Raw genomic sequence first — 21,438 nt, forward strand, 5'->3', positions numbered from 1 at the left:
GTTTGATAATTGAACCGTTGGCGGGTCCGCCCACAAAGCGGCCCGTGCACCCCCAGTACCCAGGGAACGGAACCAGGGACACTTCCTAGGAGGACGCGAAGCCCCCATGTCCAAGATCAAGGTCGAAGGCAAGGTCGTCGAACTCGACGGCGACGAGATGACGCGCATCATCTGGCAGTTCATCAAAGACAAGCTGATCCATCCGTACCTGGATGTCGATCTCGAGTACTACGACCTGGGGATCGAGCATCGCGATGCCACCGACGACCAGGTCACCATCGACGCCGCGGAAGCCATCAAGAAGCACGGCGTCGGCGTCAAGTGCGCCACGATCACCCCGGACGAGGCGCGGGTCGAGGAATTCGGCCTGAAGAAGATGTGGCGTTCGCCGAACGGCACCATCCGTAACATCCTGGGCGGCACGATCTTCCGCGCCCCCATCCTGATCTCGAACGTCCCGCGTCTGGTCCCCGGTTGGACCAAGCCCGTGATCGTCGGCCGTCACGCCTTCGGTGACCAGTACCGCGCCACCGACTTCAAGGCTCCCGGCGCCGGCACCGTCACCATCACCTACACCCCGGACGACGGCTCCGAGCCGATCCAGCACGAGGTGTGCCGCCTGCCCGAGGACGGCGGCGTGGTCATGGGTATGTACAACTACAAGAAGTCCATCCAGGACTTCGCGCGCGCCTCGCTCGCGTACGGCCTGCAGCAGAACTACCCGGTGTACCTCTCCACGAAGAACACCATCCTCAAGGCCTACGACGGCATGTTCAAGGACGAGTTCCAGAACATCTACGAGACCGAGTTCAAGGCCGAGTTCGACGCCGCGGGCCTGCACTACGAGCACCGCCTCATCGACGACATGGTCGCATCCTCGCTCAAGTGGGAGGGTGGCTACGTCTGGGCCTGCAAGAACTACGACGGTGACGTCCAGTCCGACACCGTTGCGCAGGGCTACGGCTCGCTGGGCCTCATGACCTCCGTGCTGATGACGCCGGACGGACGCACGGTCGAGGCGGAGGCCGCACACGGCACCGTCACGCGCCACTTCCGTCAGCACCAGCAGGGCAAGCCGACGTCGACCAACCCGATCGCGTCGATCTTCGCCTGGACCCGTGGCCTCGAGCACCGCGGCAAGCTGGACAACACCCCGGAGCTGATCGACTTCGCTCAGCAGCTCGAGGACGTCGTCATCAAGACCGTCGAGAACGGCCAGATGACCAAGGACCTCGCACTGCTGGTCGGTCCGGACCAGGCCTGGCAGACCACCGAGGAGTTCCTCGCGACCCTCGACGAGAACCTGCAGAAGGCCCGCGCATAATCGCGTAACCCTCGCCGAAACGGGGCGTTCCCTTCGTGGGAACGTCCCGTTTCCGTTTCCCCGCTACCGTCGGACGTCGCCGTTCGGTGTCGCGTCCGTTCGTATCGAGCTCGGAAGGCTCCACTTCTTGACCGTCTCGGCCACTGTTTCCACGCCCGTTGCCGACAAACTCTCGGCCGCCGGTCGCCGCCGCGCGATGCTCGCGCTCGCGATGGGCGGGTTCGGCATCGGCACCACCGAGTTCGTCGCGATGGGCCTGCTGCCCCAGATCGCCGATGGTCTGGGAATCTCCGAGCCCACCGCCGGGCACGTCATCACCGCGTACGCGCTCGGCGTCGTGGTGGGGGCGCCGGTCATCGCGGCCCTGACGGCGCGGGCGGCGCGCAAGACGCTGCTGATCGCGCTCATGATCGCTTTCACGGTCGGCAACGCGGCGACGATCGTCGCGCCGAACTACGGAGGGCTGCTCGTGGCGCGCTTCGTCGCCGGACTGCCGCACGGCGCCTACTTCGGGGTCGCGTCGCTGGTCGCCGCCCACCTGGCCGGTCCCGGACGCCGCGCGAAGGCCGTCGCGATGGTCATGAGCGGGCTCGCGGTCGCGAACGTCGTCGGGGTACCCGCCGCCACGTGGATCGGACAGGGGCTGGGCTGGCGCAGCGCGTTCGGTGTCGTCGCGATCATCGGTGCGCTGACGGTCGCGGCGATCGCGCTCCGGGTGCCGCCCCTGCACGACGTGCGGACCACCGATCCGCGGACCGAGCTCGCGGCGCTGCGGCGTGGGCAGGTGTGGCTCACGCTCGTCGTTGCCACCGTCGGTTTCGGCGGCATGTTCGCTGTCTACACGTACGTCGGCTGGACCATGACCGACGTCGCCGGACTTCCGGTGGCGCTGGTGCCGCTCGCGCTCATGGTCTACGGGCTCGGCATGGTGGTCGGCAACGTCTTCGGCGGCCGCCTCGCGGACCGGGCGCTCACGCCCGGGCTGTTCGCGATGCTCGCCGCCCTGGTGGCGCTCCTTGCGCTCTTCGCGCTCGCCGCGCACAACCCGTACACCGCGATGGTGGTGCTGTTCCTCGTCGGGGCGGCGGGGTCGGCGCTCGTGCCGGGACTGCAGACCCGGCTGATGGACGTCGCCGCCGACGCGCAGGCGCTCGCGGCCGCACTCAACCACTCCGCTCTCAACATCGCCAACGCCTTCGGGGCGTGGATCGGTGGTGTGGTGATCGCGGCCGGTCTCGGCTACACGGCGCCCGCACTGGTGGGGTCGGGGCTGGCGCTCGCCGGCCTGGCGGTGCTGGCCGTCGCGGTGGTGACGGCTCGTCGGTGACGTCCGATACGGTTCTCCGCGTGCCGCACATCATCACCACCGTCAACGTCAACGGCGTCCGCGCCGCCGCCCGCAAGGGCCTGATCGACTGGCTCGCCGGATCCCAGGCCGACGTCGTGTGCCTGCAGGAGACGCGGGCGTCGGACAAGCAACTGCACGAGACGCTGGCACCGGCCCTCGAGCAGGGCTGGCACGTCGCGTCCGCGGAACCGTCCGCGAAGGGACGCAACGGTGTGGCGGTGCTCTCGCGCCGGCCGGCCGACGCCGTCCGCATCGGCTTCGGCGACGACGAGTTCGCGGACGCCGGACGCTACATCGAGACGGACTTCGACGCGCTCACCGTCGGCAGCCTCTACCTGCCGACCGGCGAGGCCGAGACGCCCAAGCAGGAGCAGAAGGAACGCTTCATGGCGTCGTTCGCGGCGCATCTGACGGCGAGCGCCCAGGCGGCGACGGCGGCCGGACGCGACGTGCTCGTGTGCGGCGACTGGAACATCGCCCACACCGAACGGGACATCAAGAACTGGAAGGGCAACGTCAAGAAGTCGGGGTTCCTGCCCGGTGAGCGCGAGTGGGTGGCTGCGCTGCTCACCGGCGGCGCGTGGGTCGACGTCGTGCGCGAACTGCACCCCGAGGTCGACGGCCCGTACTCGTGGTGGTCGTACCGCGGCAAGGCCTTCGACACCGACGCCGGGTGGCGTATCGACTACCACTTCACCACGCCCGGCCTGGCCGCGCGCGCGAAGGAGGCTCGCGTCGAACGCGCCGCGACGTACGCGGAGCGCTGGTCCGACCACGCGCCCGTCACCGTGCAGTTCCGCTGATGGCCGCGCGGCGCAAGAGCCCGATCGTCGCCCTGCTGGTCGCCCTCGTGGGACTGGCGGTCGCGCTGTTCGTGGGCACCCAGAACGGGGGCGACGAGAAATCGTCCGTCGCGTCGTCGGTGTCGGCCACGAGCAGCGCCGCCGCGTCCGCGAAGGCCGCGACCACCACGGCTCCCCGGCAGGTGAGCGGCGTGCCCCAGGCCGCGTGGGTCACCCTCGCGGCCGTCGACGCCGGACGCTGGCCGCCGGGCGACGCCCCCGGCACACAGGGCGGCCGGACGTTCGGGAATCACGAGGGCCGGTTGCCCGCGACTGCCGGCGGGCAGAAGGTCCGCTACCAGGAGTGGGACGTCAACCGGAAGGTGGACGGCCGTGGCCGCGATGCCGAGCGGATCGTGACCGGCAGCGACGGGTCCGCGTGGTACACCGACGACCACTACGAGACGTTCGCGAGGATGCGCTGATGACCCCGACGTTTCCGCACGGACTGTCCCTGCTGGTCGCCGATCCCCGCCGCACCGCCGGGATCGAGGAGGAGCTGCGGACCGCGCGCCCGGTGCGGCACGTGCGCGGCCGACGGATGCCGACGGTCGCGGCGCTGTTCGACGAGTTCGCTGCGGCGCTGCAGTTCCCGTACTACTTCGGCCGCAACAAGGATGGGTTCGACGAGTGCTTCGGCGAGCTCGCCGACACGGTCGGCGTGGACCCGGTGGTGCTGGTACTCGACGCCGACACGCTGCTGAACGAACAGCCGACCGAACTGGCGTGGTTCGCGGAGGCGATGGGCGGCCGTGTCGCGTCGATCGCGTTGCAGGTGCGGTCCGGACACGCGGACGCCGTCGTCGAACGTTTCACCTCGGTCGGCGTGCACCTCCCTCGCATCGCCGATCCCGGCGCGTGAAAGTATCGGGAATTATGTCGAGCACTGCAGAGAACCCCACGACCGCACCGACCGCGAAGCCTCGCGTCCTGTCCGGTATCCAGCCCACCGCCGACTCGTTCCACCTCGGCAATTTCCTCGGTGCGCTGCAGCAGTGGGTGCCCCTGCAGGACGACTTCGACGCCTTCTACTTCATCCCCGACCTGCACGCGATCACCGTGCCGCAGGACCCCAAGGAACTGCGGCAGCGCACCCTTCGGGCCGTCGCTCAGCTGCTGGCGCTCGGCATCGATCCCGAGCGGTCGACGCTGTTCGTGCAGAGCCAGGTGCCCGAGCACGCCGAGCTGGCCTGGGTCCTCAACTGCATCACCGGTTTCGGTGAGGCGAGCCGGATGACGCAGTTCAAGGACAAGTCGGCCAAGCAGGGCAGCGACCACGCCAGCGTCGGGCTGTTCACCTACCCGGTGCTGATGGCCGCCGACATCCTGCTCTACCGCCCGCAGCGTGTGCCGGTGGGCGAGGACCAGCGCCAGCACCTCGAGCTCGCGCGCGACCTCGCCGGCCGGTTCAACACCCGCTTCGGCAAGACGTTCGTGATCCCCGAGGCACAGATCATCAAGGGCACCGCCAAGATCTACGACCTGCAGGATCCGACGTCGAAGATGAGCAAGTCCGGCCCGACGCCGGCCGGTTTGATCAACCTCCTCGACGACCCCAAGGTCTCCGCCAAGAAGATCAAGTCCGCAGTCACCGACAACGAGCGGGAGATCCGCTTCGACCCGCAGAACAAGCCCGGCGTCAGCAACCTGCTCACGATCCAGTCGGCACTGTCCGGCAAGGGCATCGACGACCTCGTCGCGGGCTACGAGGGTAAGGGCTACGGCGACCTCAAGGCCGACACCGCCGAGGTCCTCGCCGAGTTCGTGACGCCGCTGCGCGAGAAGGTCGACGGCTACCTCTCGGACCGCGCGGAGTTGGACCGCATTCTCGCCTCCGGTGCCGATCGGGCCCGTGCTGTCGCTGCCCGGACACTCGGGCAGGTCTATGAGAAGGTGGGATTCCTGACAACCAGGAGGTAACCCGTACATGGCCGAGGCCGCGCCCAGTTTTCTCGACAGGCAGCGTGCGGCGCGGCCGTGGCTCGATCACCTCGTGCGGGCGGGCGGTCGCTACCAGCAGCAGAAGGGCGACTACTACGCCGCCGGGATCACGTACTTCACGATCCTCGCGATCGTTCCGATCCTGATGGTCGCGTTCGCGATCGCCGGTTTCGCGCTCGCGGGAAATCCGGAGTGGGTCACCGAGATCCAGGACCAGGTCAGCAAGAACATGCCCAGCGGGCTCGGCGACACCGTCAACGGACTGATCGACTCCGCGATCTCCGCGCGCACGAGTGTCGGTGTGTTCGGTCTCCTCGGCGCCGCGTATGCCGGCATCGGCTGGATCACCAACCTCCGGGACGCGCTGACGGCGATGTGGGAGCACACCCACGAGGCCGGGAACTTCGTGATCACGAAGCTCAAGGACTTCGGGGCGCTCCTCGGTCTGGGTGGGGCGATGCTCGTGACGTTCGGACTGTCGGCGCTCAGCAACGGTCCGGTCGCCCGTCAGGTCGTCGAGTGGCTCGGTGTGGAGAACGTGACCGGTGTGGGCGTCCTGCTGCGGATCACCTCGTTGGCGATCGGCGTGCTCGCCACCTGGGCGCTGCTGTCCTGGGTGATCGCGCGGATGCCGCGCGAGACGGTGACGCTGCGCAGCGCCGGGCGCGCAGCGTTCGCAGCCGCCATCGTCTTCGAGATCTTCCGTCAGGTCGGTGCGATCTACCTCGAGGCCGTGAGTCGGGGTCCGGCAGGTGCGGCCTTCGGTCCGATCATCGGTCTCCTGGTGTTCGCGAACCTCAGCGCGCGCCTCATCCTGTTCGCCACCGCGTGGGCGGCCACGGCCCGGGAGAACCTCGCCAACGCGTACGTGCCGCCGCCCGAGGCCGCCGTCATCAAGCCCCGCGTGCAGGTCCGCGAGGGTGCGTCGGCGAAGGAGGCGCTGGCACTCACCGGCGCCGGCGCGCTCGCCGCGATCGGGCTGGCCGGCCTGTGGCGCAGGCGTGGTGACTGAGCGGCAACAGCGCCGGATCAGGGCCGGATCAGCGTCGCTTCCGGCGGGTGATCACCCGCGCCCACCCCAGCAGTCCGACAACGATTCCCGTCCCGACGATGCCGACCGCGACGCGTCCCGCGAGGTCCTTGTTCGGTAGATCCGAGCCCGACGCCAGGTCCATGCCTCCGGGACCGTGTGTCTCGGGTCCGGAGACCTGGACCGCGGGCTCGTCCGACGTGCTCGTCGGATCGACGAGGACCCCCACCGAGACGGCAGGGTCGAGAGCCCAGCCGTAGTCGAGCAGGCGCGCGACCTGCTCCCACGGACGGATCGGCAGCACATCCGCCGCCATCAACGTGACCGCGAGGCGTCGGCCGTCGCGTTCGGCACCGCCGACGAACGTCTGACGGGCGTCGTCGGTGTATCCGGTCTTGCCACCCAGGGCGCCCGGGTAGTTGGCGAGCAATTGGTTGTCGTTGAAGATCGGGTACGGATCGACGGGCTTGTCGTCGGGCTTCGTCGGATCGGCGGGATGACCGGGAAACATCACGGTGTCCGTCGTGATCAGCTGGGCGAACGTCGGGTTCTGCATGGCCGCGCGGAAGAACAGCGCGAGGTCGTACGGCGACGTCGACATGCCCGGCCCGTCCAGTCCGGACACGGACGCCGTCCGGGTGTCCGACGCGCCCAGCGACGCGGCCTTGGCGTTCATCTTGGCCACGGTGGCCTGCTCGCCGCCGAGTTGCTGTGCGAGGGCCTGAGCGGCGTCGTTGCCCGACCGCATGACGAGCCCCTGCATCAGCTGCAGGTTGCTGTACGTGCCGCCGGCGCCGAGACCCACCGAGCTGCCCTCCATCGAAGCTGCCGCCGCATCCGCCACGATCGTCGTGTCCAGGTCGAGTTCGTCCAGCGCCACGAGTGAGAGCAGCACCTTGATGGTGCTGGCGGGTCGGTAGCGGCCGTGCGGATCCTTCGTGGCGAGGACCTGTCCGGTGTCGAGGTCGGACAGGACCCACCCGGTCGCGGAGATCTCGGCGGGAAGGGGCGGGGTGCCGGGTGCGGCGACGATGCCGCAGTTGCCGAGGGCCTCTCCGCCGACCGGCTCCTCCGGCACCGGAACCGGGGCGGGCGCGGTCTCACCGGGACGCGGCACCTCCGACAGGTCGATCGCGGGCGGCGGCGACAGCCGCTGCGGGCACGCGTCGGTGTTCGGTGTGCTGAACGGGGGAGTGGTGGTGGGCGCGACCGCCGGGTCCGCTGGGAGGGGAGCCTGCCCCGCCAGGGGCAGGGCCACGGCGGGAGCGCCCCCGGCACCGAGGAGGAGTGCGGAGGCAGTGGCGGTCAGGAGGATTCGCCGCCGCGCGGACATCGGGTGAGCAGCCATAACGAAATTCCAGGGTAGGCCCTGAAACGCGTATTGCGCACTTGGCGCTGCCCCGAACTGGTCGGGAGCAGCGCCAAGTGCGCAAAACGGTGGTGCTGTGGGTGCTTACGAGAGCATCACTTGCGGGCGAACAGCAGCGCGCGCTTGACTTCCTGGATCGCCTTCGTCACCTGGATGCCACGGGGGCACGCGTCGGTGCAGTTGAAGGTCGTGCGGCAGCGCCACACGCCGTCCTTGTCGTTCAGGATGTCGAGACGCTCGGACGCGCCCTCGTCACGGCTGTCGAAGATGAAGCGGTGCGCGTTCACGATCGCGGCCGGGCCGAAGTAGGTGCCGTCGCTCCAGTACACCGGGCACGACGTGGTGCAGCAAGCACACAGGATGCACTTGGTGGTGTCGTCGAACCGGGCACGGTCCGCCTGCGACTGGATGCGCTCGCGGGTCGGCTCGTTGCCCGTGGTGATGAGGAACGGCTTCACGGCGCGGAACGCGTCGAAGAACGGCTCCATGTTGACCAGCAGATCCTTCTCGACCGGCAGACCCTTGATGGGCTCGACGGTGATCGTGATCGGACGGCCGTCCTTGGGCAGCATGTCGCGCATCAGGACCTTGCAGGCCAGACGGTTGACGCCGTTGATCCGCATCGCGTCCGAACCGCACACGCCGTGCGCGCAGGACCGACGGAACGTCAGCGTGCCGTCCAGGTAGCCCTTCACGTACAGCAGCAGGTTCAGCAGACGGTCGGTCGGCAGGGTGGGAACCTGGAAGCTCTCCCAGCGCTGGCCCTCGCCGTCCTCCGGGTTGAACCGGGCGATCTTGAGGGTGACCATGACCGCGCCCTCGGGGACGGGCGGCAGCGCGGGTGCGTCCTTGTCCATGACAGGTGCGGACATCAGTACTTACGCTCCATCGGCTCGTAGCGGGTCTGGACAACCGGCTTGTAGTCCAGACGGATCGGGGAGATGAGCTCCGACCCTTCCTTGTACGCCATCGTGTGCTGCATGTACTCGGCATCGTTGCGTTCCGGGTAGTCCTCGCGGGCGTGGCCGCCACGCGATTCCTTGCGGTTGAGCGCACCGACGACCGTGACCTCGGCCATTTCGAGCAGGAAGCCCAGCTCGACGGCCTCGAGCAGGTCGCTGTTGTAGCGCTTGCCCTTGTCCTGGACCGTGATGTGGTTGTAGCGCTTCTTGAGGGCGTGGATGTCCTCGAGCGCCTGCGACAGCGTCTGCTCGGTGCGGAACACCGACGCATTGTTGTCCATCGACTGCTGCAGCTCGGTGCGGATGTCCGCGACGCGCTCGTGGCCGTGATCGGACAGGATGACCTCGAGCCACTTCTCGACCTTCTCGGCCGGGTTCTCGGGCAGCTCGACGAAGTCGGACTTCTCGGCGTGCTCCGCGGCGGCGATGCCGGCGCGACGACCGAAGACGTTGATGTCCAGCAGCGAGTTGGTGCCGAGGCGGTTGGCGCCGTGCACCGAGACGCACGCGCACTCGCCGGCGGCGTACAGGCCGGGCACGTGGTCCTCGTTGTTGCGCAGCACCTCACCGTTGATCTTGGTGGGGATGCCGCCCATGACGTAGTGGCACGTCGGGTACACCGGAACGAGCTCGGTGACCGGGTCGACGCCCAGGTAGGTTCGCGCGAACTCGGTGATGTCGGGGAGCTTCTCCTCGAGCACGTCCTCGCCGAGGTGCGTGACGTCGATGTAGACGTAGTCCTTGTTCGGACCGGCACCGCGACCCTCGAGCACCTCGAGCACCATCGAGCGGGCGACGATGTCGCGCGGCGCGAGGTCCTTGATGGTGGGGGCGTAGCGCTCCATGAACCGCTCGCCGTCGGCGTTGCGGAGGATGCCGCCCTCGCCTCGGACGGCCTCCGAGATGAGGATGCCCAGGCCGGCGAGGCCTGTCGGATGGAACTGGTGGAACTCCATGTCCTCGAGCGGCAGGCCCTTGCGGAAGATGATGCCCATGCCGTCACCGGTGAGGGTGTGCGCGTTGGACGTCGTCTTGTACATGCGGCCCGAGCCACCCGTGGCGAACACGATCGACTTCGCGTGGAAGACGTGGATCTCGCCGGTGGAGAGCTCGTAGGCGATGACACCGGTGGCGACGGGGCCCTCGGGGGTCTCCGTCAGCGCGATGTCGAGCGCGTAGAACTCGTTGAAGAACTCGACGTCGTGCTTGACGCAGTTCTGGTAGAGCGTCTGCAGGATCATGTGGCCGGTGCGGTCGGCGGCGTAGCACGCACGGCGAACCGGAGCCTTACCGTGATCGCGGGTGTGACCACCGAAACGACGCTGGTCGATCTTGCCCTCGGGGGTGCGGTTGAACGGAAGACCCATCTTCTCGAGGTCCAGCACCGCGTCGATGGCTTCCTTGGCCATGATCTCGACGGCGTCCTGGTCGGCGAGGTAGTCGCCGCCCTTGACGGTGTCGAAGGTGTGCCACTCCCAGTTGTCTTCCTCGACGTTCGCCAGAGCGGCGCACATGCCGCCCTGGGCGGCGCCGGTGTGACTACGAGTGGGGTACAGCTTCGTCAGGACCGCGGTGCGGGCGCGGGGGCCGGACTCGATGGCTGCGCGCATGCCAGCGCCACCGGCGCCGACGATGACGACGTCATAACGATGTTCCTGCATGAAGTCTCTGCTCCCCTAGCTCGCCGAGATGTTGGGGTCGAAGGTGAAGATGACGTAGGTGCCCAGACCCATGATCAGGATCATCGACACGACCAGGATCGTGTTGAGCCAGAACCGGGTGGAGTCCTTGCGCGAGTAGTCCGCGATGACCGTACGGAGGCCGTTACCGCCGTGCAGCTGGGCGAGCCAGAGCATGGTGAGGTCCCAGAACTGCCAGAACGGGCTGGACCAGCGACCCGCGACGAACGCGAAGTTGATGCGATGCACGCCGTCGTCGAGCATCAGCATGATGAACAGGTGACCCAGGACCAGGATGATGAGCGCCAGGCCCGAGAAACGCATGAACAGCCACGCGTAGAGCTCGAAGTTGTTCTTCGCCGGCTTACGCGGCGAGCGGGGGTTGTCCAGGCTGGCGGGGCGATCGAACGCCGTGCCGAGAGACTTGGCTTCTGTCGTCATGTCAGTGCCCCGCAAACATGTTGTAGAAGATGCGGCCGGCACCCGGGATCATCACCACGAACCAGATCGCGATGATCACCCAGAGCATGACGCGCTGGTACTGGGGTCCCTTCGACCAGAAGTCGACGAGCATCACGCGCACGCCGTTGAGTGCGTGGTACAGCACCATGGCGACGAGGGCGAGCTCCATGAGGCCGACAAGGGGGTTCTTGTAGGTCTCGATGACTCGGTCGTACGTGTCCGGGTTGACGCGCACGAGCGCGGTGTCCAGGACGTGGACGAAAAGGAAGAAGAATGTCGCTACGCCAGTGATCCTGTGTAGAACCCAGGACCACATGCCCGGGTCTCCCCGGTAAAGCGACCGGGTGCGCTCCTTAGCGGGAGCGGCTTCAGTCGTGCTGCTCATCGAGTGCTGTGCCTCCAACGTCTTTGGTGGGCGCGTCGAGCCTGCACAGCTTTTCGAGTGTCCAGCAGCTCGGGCTCGACGAGAACCTAAACCGACTTCTGTGAACTCTAAACCCAACTGAATCCGGGAACTAATTCCCTCTGCGGTTCGTACGGCGTCGAAAATGGTTGTTAGGTTTGCCTTCCCATATCGAGTCTGGCGGTGACAGTCGATTGTCTGCATGCATTCAGTAGTGGGCCCCGACTGGGGACCAAGGGCCCTGTTTCGACGTAAACCGTTGCAGGACAATGGTCATCGGTCTGCGATGGTCGGCGTCGCGTCCGGTGTGCACGCGTGCGACGTGGGATCGCGCCTCGGGGCCATGGGTCTGTGGCCTGCGGATGCAATGTGGAAAATGTCTCACACGGTCTGTGCCGCGTCGGCGAGTTTCTACTCGCCGGTAACATCATTTCGCATGGTTACGGCCGTCATCTTGTGTGACGGAAGTGGTCCACAGCAATTCGTGATCCCACCTGCCGGCCACAGCTCGTTCCGACACTCGGCATGCGGATGCCACGCGATCGACAGGTCCCGCGGCTACCGTCTAGCCATGACAGCGCCGTTGGATCTCGACTATCTCCGCCGCGCGCCCAAGGTGCTGCTGCACGATCACCTCGACGGTGGACTGCGGCCGGGCACCGTCGCGGAACTGGCCGCGGAATGCGGCTACACCGAACTGCCCGCGGAGACGGCCGACGAACTCGCCACGTGGTTCCGGGAAGCCGCCGACAGCGGTTCGCTGGAGCTCTACCTCGAGACGTTCGCACACACCGTCGCGGTGATGCAGACACCGGTCGGTCTGCGCCGGGTCGCACGGGAATGCGCCGAGGATCTCGCCGCCGACGGCGTCGTCTACGCCGAGGTGCGGTTCGCGCCCGAGCAGCATCTCGAGAGCGGATTGAGTCTCGACGAGGTCGTCGAGCACGTTCTCGCCGGTTTCCGGGAGGGAGAGGAGAGCGCCCGCGCGCAGGGACGGGAGATCCGGATCGGCTGCCTGCTCACCGCGATGCGGCACGCAGCCCGCTCACGCGAGATCGCAGAGCTGACGGTCCGCTTCCGCGATCGCGGCGTCGTCGGCTTCGACATCGCCGGCGCGGAGGCCGGGTATCCGCCGAGTCGGCACCTCGACGCCTTCGAGTACATGCGCACGTGCAATGCCCACTTCACGATCCACGCCGGCGAGGCGTTCGGATTGCCGTCGATCCACGAGGCCATCGCGTTCTGCGGCACGGACCGGCTGGGACACGGGGTGCGCATCACCGACGACATCACGGTCGGCCCCGATGGTGAGATGACCCTCGGACTGCTCGCGAACTACGTGCGCGACAAGCGGATCCCGCTCGAGCTGTGCCCCAGTTCGAACGTGCAGACCGGCGCGGTCGCGAACCTCGAGGAGCACCCGTTCGACCTGCTCGCGCGGCTGCGGTTCCGGGTGACCGTCAACACCGACAACCGGTTGATGAGCGACACCACGATGAGCCGCGAGATGCTGGCGCTGGTCAACACGTTCGGGTACGGCTGGAGCGATCTCGAACGCTTCACCATCAACGCGATGAAGTCGGCGTTCATCCCGTTCGACCAGCGGTTGGCGCTGATCGACGAGGTGATCAAACCCGGCTACGCCGTGCTGATCGGCTGATCAGCACGACCGACTGCCGGCTACTCGGGCCGCAGGCGCGTCTCGAACTCGTTCTCCAGCGCGCGCCACGACTCGGCCTCGGCCTGGAACGGCGGGCTCGGCGTCATGCGTCCGGGATCGGGCTCGAGGATGTACGAGACGTACCAGCCGAGCGGTGTCGACGCGGCGAGCGCGGCATCGGTGGCGTCGTCCTTGGCGAAGTCCGCCGCGTCGGTGAACAGCTCGACGGCCAGCTCGAGCTGGTCGGCGTCGACGGTGTCCGGGCCGTCCGCCAGGTCGTCGGCCAACCCCGGAAGGACGTAGACGTTCTGGTCGGTGACCTCGATGTCGAGCGAACCGTCCACCGCGGCGTTCTGGACCTGCTCGTACGTGCTCAACTGTGCGAGCGCGTGGTCGTGGTTGTCGGCGAGGTAGCGGGCCAGTGCGCGCTCCGAACCGAACACCGAGATCTTTCCGCCGCGGCCCAGGAACACCGCGTGATCGTCGAGATAGCAGCGCAGCGAGTAGTAGGTGGTCTCGGAGGTGATGATCTGGATCGGGTCGATACCCACCTCGGTCCAGAACGTCTCTTCCTCTTCGTCCTCCGCGGAATCGGTGTCGTACTCGTCCAGATCCTCGTCCGCGTCGGCCTCGTCGTCGGCGTCGACCACGTTCTCCTCCGCCGCGAGGACCTCGGCCTCGGCGACGGAGAGGGCCTCCGCATCGACATCGGGGGTGGAGACGATCGAGTCGACGGCGTCGATCACCGCGTCCCAGTCCTTGGCGACCGCGGTCCCGATCCGGTCCCACAGCTCCTCGCCCTCGCGCCCGGCGAACACGTCCACGCCGCCGCGCAGATAGTTCAGCTCGGAGTGGTTCGCGAAGAACTTCACGACCGGTTCGAGCTCGCACACCTCGCCCAGGTTTCGCACCATGTCGAGGGTGCTGCGAAGCTCGGCGACGATCGCCGGCTCAGGATCGCTCGCCGCCAGCTCGGGGACACCGATCAGATCGAACCCGTGGGTGTCGTCCGGCTCGAGTTCGGGTGCGGCGAGCCGGGAGACGGTCGCCCAGGCCGGGTGGTCGACGAGGTCGTTGTCGCGGTTCGTTCGGATGAACGCGGCGAGCTCGGCGACCGTGGGGAACCCGTACAGATCCTCCTCGTGGCCGAGGAACGCCTCCCACTCGTCGTCGCCCTCGCGCCAGCTCGGGGCCCACAGTGTGACGAGGTCGCCTCGGGTGAGACCGAGTTCGATCGGGACGATGTCTCCAGCCATGGCCGGAAGCCTAGCCAGCCGCGGCGCAAAGATATAGCTGGACACAGTCATCGCGTCTCGAACGTGTCGAACAGCTCGGACGTGATCCGGTTGCGTTCCTCGGCCGCCGCGGCCGCGGCGAGGTGCGCGGTGTGCGTGACGGCCCGGGCGAGCACCGCGGCGTCGAGGTCCTGCAGGGAATCGCTGAGCCACAACCCGGTCGGGCTGCCGTTGCCGTCGACCTCGACTCGCACACGGCCGTCGTCGCTCACGGCCTCCGCCCGCACGGCGTGCAGCGCGGACAGGGCACCGTCGAGGAGATCCAGTCGTGCCGTCGCTCGCTCGACGAGGGCGTCCATGTCGCGTCCGCTCATGCCGGCCGCATCCAACTCGCAGGGGCGGCCCGGTTCTCGTCGTCGACGCGTTGGCCGGCAGCGACCTGCTCGCGGGTGGGTAGCCCGAGCCGATCGAGCACGTCGCCGGGAACACCGTCGCGGCTCAGTTGTTCGCGTCGCCGGGCGCCGGCCTCTCGACCCGCCTCCCGGCACAGGCGCAGGATCTCGGCAGCCAGACGTTCGCCGCCGTAGCGCAGTTCGTTGCGGTCGATGCGGATGTCGAGCGGCAGGCCCGTCTCCGTGGCACGGACCGCGACGGTGCGCGCGCGGTTGGCGACGCTCGCCGAGCACGGCGGTGGGGGTGGGAAGGGTTCTGTCATGTCACTCCGATCGTGGGACGAGGCACTCATTCCGTGGGCCGGTAGAACCCGTGGAAGCCCATGCCGCTGTTGCTGGTTCGGATCGCGCTGACGGACACCGGGTCGCCGGCTTCCACCATCTGGCCGTTGCCGATCACCATCGCGACGTGGCCGTCCCACACCGCGAGGTCGCCGGGCATGACGTTCTCCTGTGTGACCGGGACACCGACGCTCTGCTCCTGGGCCAGTCGGGGCAGCTCCACCCCGGCCTCGCGGTAGGCCCACTGGGTGAGGCCACTGCAGTCCAGTCCCTGTCCGGGCGTCGTGCCGCCCCACTGGTACGGCACGCCCTGCTGGGTGAGGGCGTTGCGCACCGCGTCGGCGGCCTCCTCGTTGGGGGCGACGGCGGTGCTGCCGTCGGGCAGCACGATCTCGACTCCGACCCCACCGAAGCGCGGATCGTACGAACTCGAACCTCCCGCGCTGCCGCTCTCGGTGGAGGCCACGGCGGAACCGGAACCGTAGGAGCCGGATCCGTACGAGACGGGTGTCGCGGTGTCGCCGAGTGATCCGAACGACCCGGAGGGGGCACCGGCGAGCGCCGACAGCACCCGACCGGCGACGTCGGCCTGCGGCGGCGCCGGAATTCCTGCGGGCACGCCGGCGGACGCGGCGACCGTGCGGGCGTCGGCGGGTACGGGGTCCGGGGCGGTGAGGTCCACGACCTTCGCGGTGTGCACGGCCAGCTCGGCGCGCACCCGCTCGACGACGGTCAGGGCGCGACCGAGGTGCTCGATCGCGGCGCCGATCAGCATCATCTGGCCGGCCGGTGTCGCCAGCGCGGGGAGTGCGGACGAGGCGAGCGACAGGAAGGACTGCAGGATCGCGGCGAGTTCGGCGTTCCCGGCCCGCACACATTCGGACGCCGCCTCGACGACGACCGCGATCTCGCGGCCGCGGTCCGACAGCTGGACCGACGCGGACTGCGTGGTCTCGGCCTTGGCGACCGCAGCGTCGGCGGCGACACCGGTCCAGACCCCGCCCAGCTCGCTGATCCCGGTCCGGCCGAGGGCATGGGCAGCGTCGATGGCGTCCGATGCCGCCCGTAGCGATGTGGCGGGGGACGCGCCCGGAAGGGCGCCCGAGCCGAAGGCGGAGAGGAGGTCGACGACGGGGCGCGCGAGAACGTCGATCACGACAACCCCGCACCCGTGCCGGTGAGCGTGTCGGCGCTTCCGGCGTCCGTGGTGTCGTATGCGGCGGCGGTGCTCGCGGCGGCCGCGCTCATGGCGGACCAGGCGGCGGCGAGGCGGCCGACCTCGGAGACGTGGACGGACTGCGCGGCTGCGAGCGCCGCCACGAAATCGCCCCCGACGATCCCGAACACCGGCCCGAGCAGCGCGGGACCTGCCGTGGCGGCAGACACCCCCGCAGCCTCTGTCTGTGCGGCCAGAGCGGCCGCCGTGGCGCCGAACGCCGCGATTCCAGCAGTTTGTGCCGAGAACTCACCCATGCGGTTCCCCCCGTCGAAAAGAATTCCGTCGATGGGTTGGACGTCGCGGGGAGCCGTTCGGTTCCCATCGAATTCGGGAGCGGGAACCGGCCCACTATTCTGTGCAGTCATGGAAACGCACGTGGTCGACCATCCGCTGGCAGCTGCTCTTCTGACGACGATGCGGGACGAGCGCAGTGACAGCCCCACGTTCCGTTCCGCACTGCGCGAACTGACCCAGATGTTGATCTACGAAGCCACCCGCGACGCTCAGGTCGAGGAGTTCGACGTCACGACGCCGGTGGCGGTGACGACGGGCTACCGCCTGGCGCAGCCGCCGCTGCTGGTTCCGGTCCTGCGGGCGGGACTCGGCATGGTCGATCAGGCGAGCCTGACGATTCCGCAGTCACGGGTCGGGTTCGTCGGCATGGCCCGGGACGAGGAGACGCACCAGCCGGTGCCCTATCTCGAATCGCTGCCGGCCGACCTCTCGGGTCTGCCCGTCTTCGTGCTCGATCCGATGCTCGCGACCGGCGGCTCGATGGTGCACACGATCGACCTGCTCGTCGCGCGTGGCGCCACCGACATCACCGCGGTATGCGTGGTCGCGGCCCCGCCGGGCGTGGAGGCGCTCGCGAACTCCGGCCACCCGGTGCGCCTGGTCACGGCCACCGTCGACGAACGTCTCGACGAGAACGCCTTCATCGTGCCGGGCCTCGGCGACGCCGGTGATCGGCAGTTCGGTCCGCGCTAGCGCGGCACGTTCTGCAGGATCCGGCCGTAGACTGCGTCGACGTCCACCGCACGCTGAGCTCCGGATGCGTCGAGCACGTCGGCTTCCCACACGTAGGTGCCGCCCTTCTCCACCACGAACCGGAGATCGGTGATCCGGCCGCCGGGGACCTCCGTGAGCACGACGCCGGTGGCGGCGGTGTAGTCGAGTGTCGCTTCCTCGGTGCCCGGGTTCGGAGCCCCCTGGGCAGACGTCGTCGCGTTCGCGGAGGCTCCGGAGGACGCCGAGGACTTCGCGGAGGTGCTCGGCGCCGCAGCGCTGGACGTGGTGGTAGCCGCGCTGCTTCCGTCGTCGCTGCTGCAGCCGGCCAGGGCGACGAGCGCGACACCGAGCACGGCAGCCGCCCGCACCCGGGAGGTGGCACTGTCTCGGAAAACTCTCATATCGCCCGAACCTCTCGAATCGCCGAACTTCGATGACCAGAAGGTTGTATCAGAGTTTGATGCGACCGGGCTCGAAGTTCCGCTGAGCGGTCAGCGTCCGGTGGTGTTCGAGATGACGGTGCCGGTGGCCGCGTCGATCGTCACTTCGTGCTTCGTACCGGACCCGTCGAGCACGTCGGCCTCCCACACCGTGGTGCCGTTGTCCGTGTCGAGGTTGAGCTCGGTGACGGCTCCGCCCGGGGCCTCGGCGAGCATGGCGGCCGCGGCCGCGGCGAAGTCGAGGGTCGCCGCCTGCACGCGATCGCGGTGCTTCGCGCGGTCGGCTTCGTCCTCGTCGTCGACCCGAGGCGTCCCGAGGACCGTCGCACCCTCGGAGGAGACGTCGACGTGGTGTTCCACCCCGTCGGGTGTGACGACCTGGGCCTCCCACGTGCCGTCGTGCTCGGTTTCGATCGAGACGAGGACGCTCCCGGGAACCGCGGCCACGGCGGTGGCGCCCGCTCGTTCGAGTGCCTGCGTGCTCGGGGCCGCGGCATTGGCCGTGCCGGTGCTCGTGGCAGTTGTCGTGCTCGTGGGGGTGGCAGTACTCGTGGTCGTGGTGGCGTCCTGTGTGCTGTCGTCGCTTCCGCCACAACCGGCCAGAGCGACGAGTGCGGCCCCCGTGACCGCGAGTGCTGCGGCGCTGGTTCGCGAGGGGGAGCCGTTCCGATAAGACATGTCTCGTTCTCCGTTCCGTGGTCGCCTTCGGATGGGAGTGCTCGACCTTCAGGATGTGCCGGGCCCGCTACCACTCGCAAGGTGGGCTCGCACGGCGTCGGCCCGAGCCTGCGCGGCGACACGGGCCGCCGCGAGGTCCGCGGCGGACGGAACCGGTTCGACCACCTCGAAGTAGGCCTTGAGCTTCGGTTCGGTGCCCGACGGCCGAACGGTGACGTGGAGTCCGGGGCCGGCGAGGATGACAGCGTCGGTGCGGAGCGGTCCGCGCACCGACGCGAGGTCCGTTGCCTCGACGGCGATTCCGGCGATCTCGGTCGGCGGGTGGGTGCGGAGCCGGTCCATCGCACCACCGATCTCGGCGAGGTCGTCGAACCGGCGCGACACCTGGCCGGTGACGTGGACGCCGAACCGTGCGGCGAGGTCGTCGAGCGCATCGAGCAGAGTGCGCCCGTCGGCCGCCAGATCGGCCACGAGATCGGCGATCAGCACGGTTGCCGAGATGCCGTCCTTGTCCCGCACGACGTCCGGGTCGACGCAGTGCCCGACGGCCTCTTCATACGCGTACACCAGGCCCTCGCCGGCGCGCACGAGCCACTTGAACCCGGTGAGCGTTCGGGCCGAGCGGACGTCGTGGACGTCGGCGATCCTCCCGAGCAGCGTCGACGACACGATCGTCGTCGCGACGAGAGCGTCCCCGGGCGTGTGCGTGAGGATCCGGTCGCCGAGCAGCGCACCGGTCTCGTCGCCGGTGAGCATGCGCCAGCCGTCCGGACCGGGAACGCCGACGGCGCAGCGGTCGGCATCCGGATCGAGCGCGATCGCGACATCGGCACTGACGGCTGCGGCGACCGCGAGCAGTTCGTCGGTGGTCCCGGGTTCCTCCGGGTTCGGGAACGTCACTGTCGGGAAGTCGGGGTCGGGCGCGAATTGCTTTGTGACGGTGTGGACATCGGTGAACCCGGCGTCGCGCAGCGCTGTGACCGCGATGTCGCCGCCGACGCCGTGCAGGGGAGTGAGTGCGATGCGGACGCCGCGGCGGTCGCCGAACGGCAGCGACGCGACCCGCTCGAGGTACTTGTCGACGAGCGTGTCGTCCACCGGAGCGACAGCAGCGCGCCGAATGCCGGCGACGCGGCCGATCGCCTCCTCGATCTCCCGGTCGGCCGGGGCGGCGAGCGGCGCCCCGCCGTGCACGTACACCTTGTAACCGTTGTCGGCGGGCGGGTTGTGCGACGCGGTGATCTGCACGCCGGCGACCGCGCCGAGACGGCGCACCGCGAACGCGACGACGGGAGTGGGCAGCGGGCGCGGCAGCAGCACGACGTCGAAACCCTCGGCCGCGAGGACCTCGGCGGCGGCGGTCGCGAAGTCCTCGGATCCGTGCCGGGCGTCGCGGCCGACGACCACCACGCCGCCGCCGAGGCACCTGTCGCGCAACCACGCCGCGAGTCCCGCCGTCGTGCGCTCGACGACGCCCACGTTCATGCAGCCGGGCCCGTCGCCGACCGGTCCGCGCAGGCCCGCGGTCCCGAAACGGAGGGTCACAACCGCGCCAGCAGGTCGTGCAGCAGCCCGCCCATGCGCCCGGCCGACGCCTGCCCCGCGGCGAGGACCTCCGCGTGGTCGAGGGGCTGCCCGGTGATGCCGGCGGCGAGGTTCGTCACGAGGGAGACGCCGAGGACCTCCGCGCCGAGCGCGCGGGCCGCGATGGTCTCGTGCACGGTCGACATCCCGACCAGGTCCGCGCCCAGCGTCCGGAGCATCCGGATCTCGGCGGGTGTCTCGTAGTGCGGGCCGGGCAGTCCGGCGTACACGCCCTCGGCGAGTGTCGGGTCGATCTCTCGGGCGAGCGCCCGCAGCCGGGGGCTGTAGGCGTCGACCAGATTGACGAACTGTGCGCCGGCCAGCGGGGAGCGCGCGGTGAGGTTGAGGTGGTCGCTGATGAGGACGGGCTGTCCGACGCTCATTCCTTCGCGGATCCCGCCCGCGGCGTTGGTGAGGACGACGGTCTCGGCGCCTGCCGCGATCGCGGTGCGAACCGGGTGCACGACGCGCGAGAGGTCGTGTCCCTCGTAGGCGTGCGCGCGGCCGAGCAGCACCAGGACGGGGGTGTCGCCGACGCGGACGGACAGTACCGTCCCGGCGTGTCCGGAGGCGGACGGTGTGGCGAATCCGGGCAGGTCGGCCATCGGCACGGCGGCGACCGGTTCGCCCAGCGCGTCGGCGGCGGCCTGCCAGCCCGATCCGAGGACGACCGCGGCGCGGTGCTTCGCGATCCCGGTGCGGTCGGCGAGGGCGTCGGCGGCCTGCTGCTCGAGGGTGTCCATGAAGGGACACAGTAGTGGCGACACGCGATGTTACTCGCGGGTAGTATCGCGCTCATGCCATACCTGAATCGCCAAGGCGACGTCTTCGTCCTGTACCTCGGCAACGAGGGGGAGACGGACAACGAGAATAGGTTCCACCCCGACTGGATCGACGCGACGCACGCGCTGCTGGACGAGGTCGAGGCGCACGAGGGGCCCGCCGCGCTGGTCACCACGGCAACCGGCAAGTTCTACACCAACGGCCTCGACACCGACTGGATCTTCGGCAACCTGGACAAGCTGCCCGGCTACCTCGATCGCGTGCACACGGTCTTCTCCCGGTTGCTCACCTTCCCGATGGCGACGATCGCCGCCGTGCAGGGCCATGCCTTCGGCGCGGGCGCCATGCTGGCCGTCGCGCAGGACTTCCGGGTGATGCGCAGCGACCGGGGCTACTACTGCCTGCCCGAGGTCAACCTGAACATGCCGTTCACGGTGGGCATGTCGTCGCTGCTCACGTCCCGGCTGGCACGGCAGACGGCTGTCGAGGCGATGACGACGGGCCGCCGCTACGGCGGAGCCGATGCCCTCGCGGCGGGCATCGTCGACGACGCGGTCGAAGGCGATCTGGTCCTCGGTGCCGCCGTCGCGCGGGCGTCCGCACTGGTCTCCACGCGCGGTGCGAACCTTGCCGGAATCAAGCGCGGCATCCATCGCGAGACGCTCGAGGCCCTCGACACGAAGACCGACGAGAGCAACTTCAAGTTCGGTTGATCGGGACTCTGCGCGCAGGAATGA

Annotated in this window: 24 protein-coding genes; 10 read left to right on the forward strand and 14 right to left on the reverse strand. The window is 68.9% G+C overall.

The genetic code is table 11. The features are described 5' to 3' along the window. Nucleotides 1-106: 106 nt before the first annotated feature. The 7 genes from ABEU20_RS16000 to yhjD all read left to right on the forward strand — a co-directional run bounded on the left by ABEU20_RS16000 (nucleotide 107) and on the right by yhjD (nucleotide 6,467). Nucleotides 107-1,324, forward strand: a complete 1,218-nt coding sequence (locus ABEU20_RS16000) for an NADP-dependent isocitrate dehydrogenase (RefSeq protein ID WP_420165369.1) — start codon at nucleotides 107-109, stop codon at nucleotides 1,322-1,324. A gap of 196 nt (nucleotides 1,325-1,520) precedes the next feature. Further along, nucleotides 1,521-2,651 (forward strand): MFS transporter, encoded by a 1,131-nt coding sequence (locus ABEU20_RS16005; RefSeq protein ID WP_420165566.1) that lies wholly within the window; start codon nucleotides 1,521-1,523, stop codon nucleotides 2,649-2,651. A gap of 20 nt (nucleotides 2,652-2,671) precedes the next feature. Beyond that, nucleotides 2,672-3,475 carry an exodeoxyribonuclease III gene (locus ABEU20_RS16010; protein ID WP_420165370.1) on the forward strand — a complete coding sequence of 268 codons (804 nt, stop codon included), beginning with the start codon at nucleotides 2,672-2,674 and terminating at the stop codon, nucleotides 3,473-3,475. Further along, nucleotides 3,475-3,939, forward strand: a complete 465-nt coding sequence (locus tag ABEU20_RS16015) for a ribonuclease domain-containing protein (RefSeq protein WP_420165371.1) — start codon at nucleotides 3,475-3,477, stop codon at nucleotides 3,937-3,939. Before ABEU20_RS16010 ends, ABEU20_RS16015 begins: the two co-directional genes overlap by 1 nt. Next, on the forward strand, nucleotides 3,939-4,376 hold the full coding sequence (locus ABEU20_RS16020) for a barstar family protein (RefSeq protein WP_420165372.1): 438 nt from the start codon (nucleotides 3,939-3,941) through the stop codon (nucleotides 4,374-4,376). Before ABEU20_RS16015 ends, ABEU20_RS16020 begins: the two co-directional genes overlap by 1 nt. 14 nt (nucleotides 4,377-4,390) lie before the next feature. Continuing rightward, nucleotides 4,391-5,434, forward strand: coding sequence for a tryptophan--tRNA ligase (gene trpS / locus ABEU20_RS16025; RefSeq protein ID WP_420165373.1), 1,044 nt, complete (start codon nucleotides 4,391-4,393; stop codon nucleotides 5,432-5,434). Between the two features lie 7 nt (nucleotides 5,435-5,441). Beyond that, nucleotides 5,442-6,467 (forward strand): inner membrane protein YhjD, encoded by a 1,026-nt coding sequence (gene yhjD / locus ABEU20_RS16030; protein WP_420165374.1) that lies wholly within the window; start codon nucleotides 5,442-5,444, stop codon nucleotides 6,465-6,467. Between the two features lie 28 nt (nucleotides 6,468-6,495). Here yhjD and ABEU20_RS16035 read toward each other — a convergent pair whose 3' ends face one another. The 5 genes from ABEU20_RS16035 to sdhC form a co-directional block, all read right to left on the reverse strand. After that, on the reverse strand, nucleotides 6,496-7,833 hold the full coding sequence (locus tag ABEU20_RS16035; protein ID WP_420165375.1) for a D-alanyl-D-alanine carboxypeptidase family protein: 1,338 nt from the start codon (nucleotides 7,831-7,833) through the stop codon (nucleotides 6,496-6,498). A gap of 116 nt (nucleotides 7,834-7,949) precedes the next feature. Continuing rightward, nucleotides 7,950-8,726: a succinate dehydrogenase iron-sulfur subunit gene (locus ABEU20_RS16040; protein ID WP_420165376.1), complete on the reverse strand. Its 777-nt coding sequence runs from the start codon at nucleotides 8,724-8,726 to the stop codon at nucleotides 7,950-7,952. Further along, nucleotides 8,726-10,477 carry a succinate dehydrogenase flavoprotein subunit gene (gene sdhA / locus ABEU20_RS16045; protein WP_420165377.1) on the reverse strand — a complete coding sequence of 584 codons (1,752 nt, stop codon included), beginning with the start codon at nucleotides 10,475-10,477 and terminating at the stop codon, nucleotides 8,726-8,728. The genes ABEU20_RS16040 and sdhA overlap by 1 nt, the downstream gene beginning before the upstream one ends. A 15-nt stretch (nucleotides 10,478-10,492) precedes the next feature. Continuing rightward, nucleotides 10,493-10,936, reverse strand: coding sequence for a succinate dehydrogenase hydrophobic membrane anchor subunit (locus ABEU20_RS16050; protein ID WP_420165378.1), 444 nt, complete (start codon nucleotides 10,934-10,936; stop codon nucleotides 10,493-10,495). Between the two features lies 1 nt (nucleotide 10,937). After that, nucleotides 10,938-11,342, reverse strand: coding sequence for a succinate dehydrogenase, cytochrome b556 subunit (gene sdhC, locus ABEU20_RS16055; RefSeq protein ID WP_107983715.1), 405 nt, complete (start codon nucleotides 11,340-11,342; stop codon nucleotides 10,938-10,940). 589 nt (nucleotides 11,343-11,931) lie between these two features. On the opposite strand from sdhC, the gene ABEU20_RS16060 reads away from it, so the two are divergent. After that, nucleotides 11,932-13,020, forward strand: coding sequence for an adenosine deaminase (locus tag ABEU20_RS16060; RefSeq protein ID WP_420165379.1), 1,089 nt, complete (start codon nucleotides 11,932-11,934; stop codon nucleotides 13,018-13,020). A gap of 20 nt (nucleotides 13,021-13,040) precedes the next feature. Here ABEU20_RS16060 and ABEU20_RS16065 read toward each other — a convergent pair whose 3' ends face one another. The 5 genes from ABEU20_RS16065 to ABEU20_RS16085 are packed head-to-tail and all read right to left on the reverse strand — an operon-like array spanning nucleotide 13,041 to nucleotide 16,462. Beyond that, nucleotides 13,041-14,276: a primosomal protein gene (locus ABEU20_RS16065; protein ID WP_420165380.1), complete on the reverse strand. Its 1,236-nt coding sequence runs from the start codon at nucleotides 14,274-14,276 to the stop codon at nucleotides 13,041-13,043. 47 nt (nucleotides 14,277-14,323) lie between these two features. Further along, nucleotides 14,324-14,629, reverse strand: a complete 306-nt coding sequence (locus ABEU20_RS16070; protein ID WP_420165381.1) for a YbaB/EbfC family nucleoid-associated protein — start codon at nucleotides 14,627-14,629, stop codon at nucleotides 14,324-14,326. Continuing rightward, entirely contained in the window at nucleotides 14,626-14,970 is a 345-nt protein-coding gene (locus ABEU20_RS16075) for a hypothetical protein (RefSeq protein ID WP_420165382.1), read from the reverse strand. Before ABEU20_RS16075 ends, ABEU20_RS16070 begins: the two co-directional genes overlap by 4 nt. Nucleotides 14,971-14,996: 26 nt before the next feature. Further along, nucleotides 14,997-16,145, reverse strand: a complete 1,149-nt coding sequence (locus tag ABEU20_RS16080) for a C40 family peptidase (RefSeq protein ID WP_420165383.1) — start codon at nucleotides 16,143-16,145, stop codon at nucleotides 14,997-14,999. Further along, nucleotides 16,142-16,462, reverse strand: a complete 321-nt coding sequence (locus tag ABEU20_RS16085; RefSeq protein WP_420165384.1) for a type VII secretion target — start codon at nucleotides 16,460-16,462, stop codon at nucleotides 16,142-16,144. The genes ABEU20_RS16080 and ABEU20_RS16085 overlap by 4 nt, the downstream gene beginning before the upstream one ends. Before the next feature lie 109 nt (nucleotides 16,463-16,571). Between ABEU20_RS16085 and upp the strand changes: the two genes are divergently transcribed. Further along, nucleotides 16,572-17,195 carry a uracil phosphoribosyltransferase gene (gene upp, locus ABEU20_RS16090; RefSeq protein WP_420165385.1) on the forward strand — a complete coding sequence of 208 codons (624 nt, stop codon included), beginning with the start codon at nucleotides 16,572-16,574 and terminating at the stop codon, nucleotides 17,193-17,195. Here the strand turns inward: upp and ABEU20_RS16095 are convergent. The 4 genes from ABEU20_RS16095 to ABEU20_RS16110 all read right to left on the reverse strand — a co-directional run bounded on the left by ABEU20_RS16095 (nucleotide 17,192) and on the right by ABEU20_RS16110 (nucleotide 20,661). Further along, nucleotides 17,192-17,617, reverse strand: coding sequence for a PepSY domain-containing protein (locus tag ABEU20_RS16095; RefSeq protein ID WP_420165386.1), 426 nt, complete (start codon nucleotides 17,615-17,617; stop codon nucleotides 17,192-17,194). The two genes, upp and ABEU20_RS16095, sit on opposite strands and share 4 nt — an antisense overlap. Before the next feature lie 90 nt (nucleotides 17,618-17,707). After that, nucleotides 17,708-18,334 (reverse strand): PepSY domain-containing protein, encoded by a 627-nt coding sequence (locus ABEU20_RS16100; protein ID WP_420165387.1) that lies wholly within the window; start codon nucleotides 18,332-18,334, stop codon nucleotides 17,708-17,710. 48 nt (nucleotides 18,335-18,382) lie between these two features. Next, on the reverse strand, nucleotides 18,383-19,879 hold the full coding sequence (locus ABEU20_RS16105; RefSeq protein WP_420165388.1) for a phospho-sugar mutase: 1,497 nt from the start codon (nucleotides 19,877-19,879) through the stop codon (nucleotides 18,383-18,385). Then, the gene (locus ABEU20_RS16110; RefSeq protein WP_420165389.1) at nucleotides 19,876-20,661 is read right to left on the reverse strand and encodes a purine-nucleoside phosphorylase; all 786 of its coding nucleotides are present in this window, start codon (nucleotides 20,659-20,661) and stop codon (nucleotides 19,876-19,878) included. Before ABEU20_RS16110 ends, ABEU20_RS16105 begins: the two co-directional genes overlap by 4 nt. A gap of 54 nt (nucleotides 20,662-20,715) precedes the next feature. Here ABEU20_RS16110 and ABEU20_RS16115 point away from each other — a divergent pair, with 54 nt between their 5' ends. Further along, entirely contained in the window at nucleotides 20,716-21,414 is a 699-nt protein-coding gene (locus tag ABEU20_RS16115; protein ID WP_420165390.1) for an enoyl-CoA hydratase/isomerase family protein, read from the forward strand. Nucleotides 21,415-21,438 lie beyond the last annotated feature (24 nt).

Source organism: Rhodococcus parequi, assembly GCF_046042785.1.
Taxonomy (GTDB): Bacteria; Actinomycetota; Actinomycetes; order Mycobacteriales; family Mycobacteriaceae; genus Prescottella; species Prescottella parequi.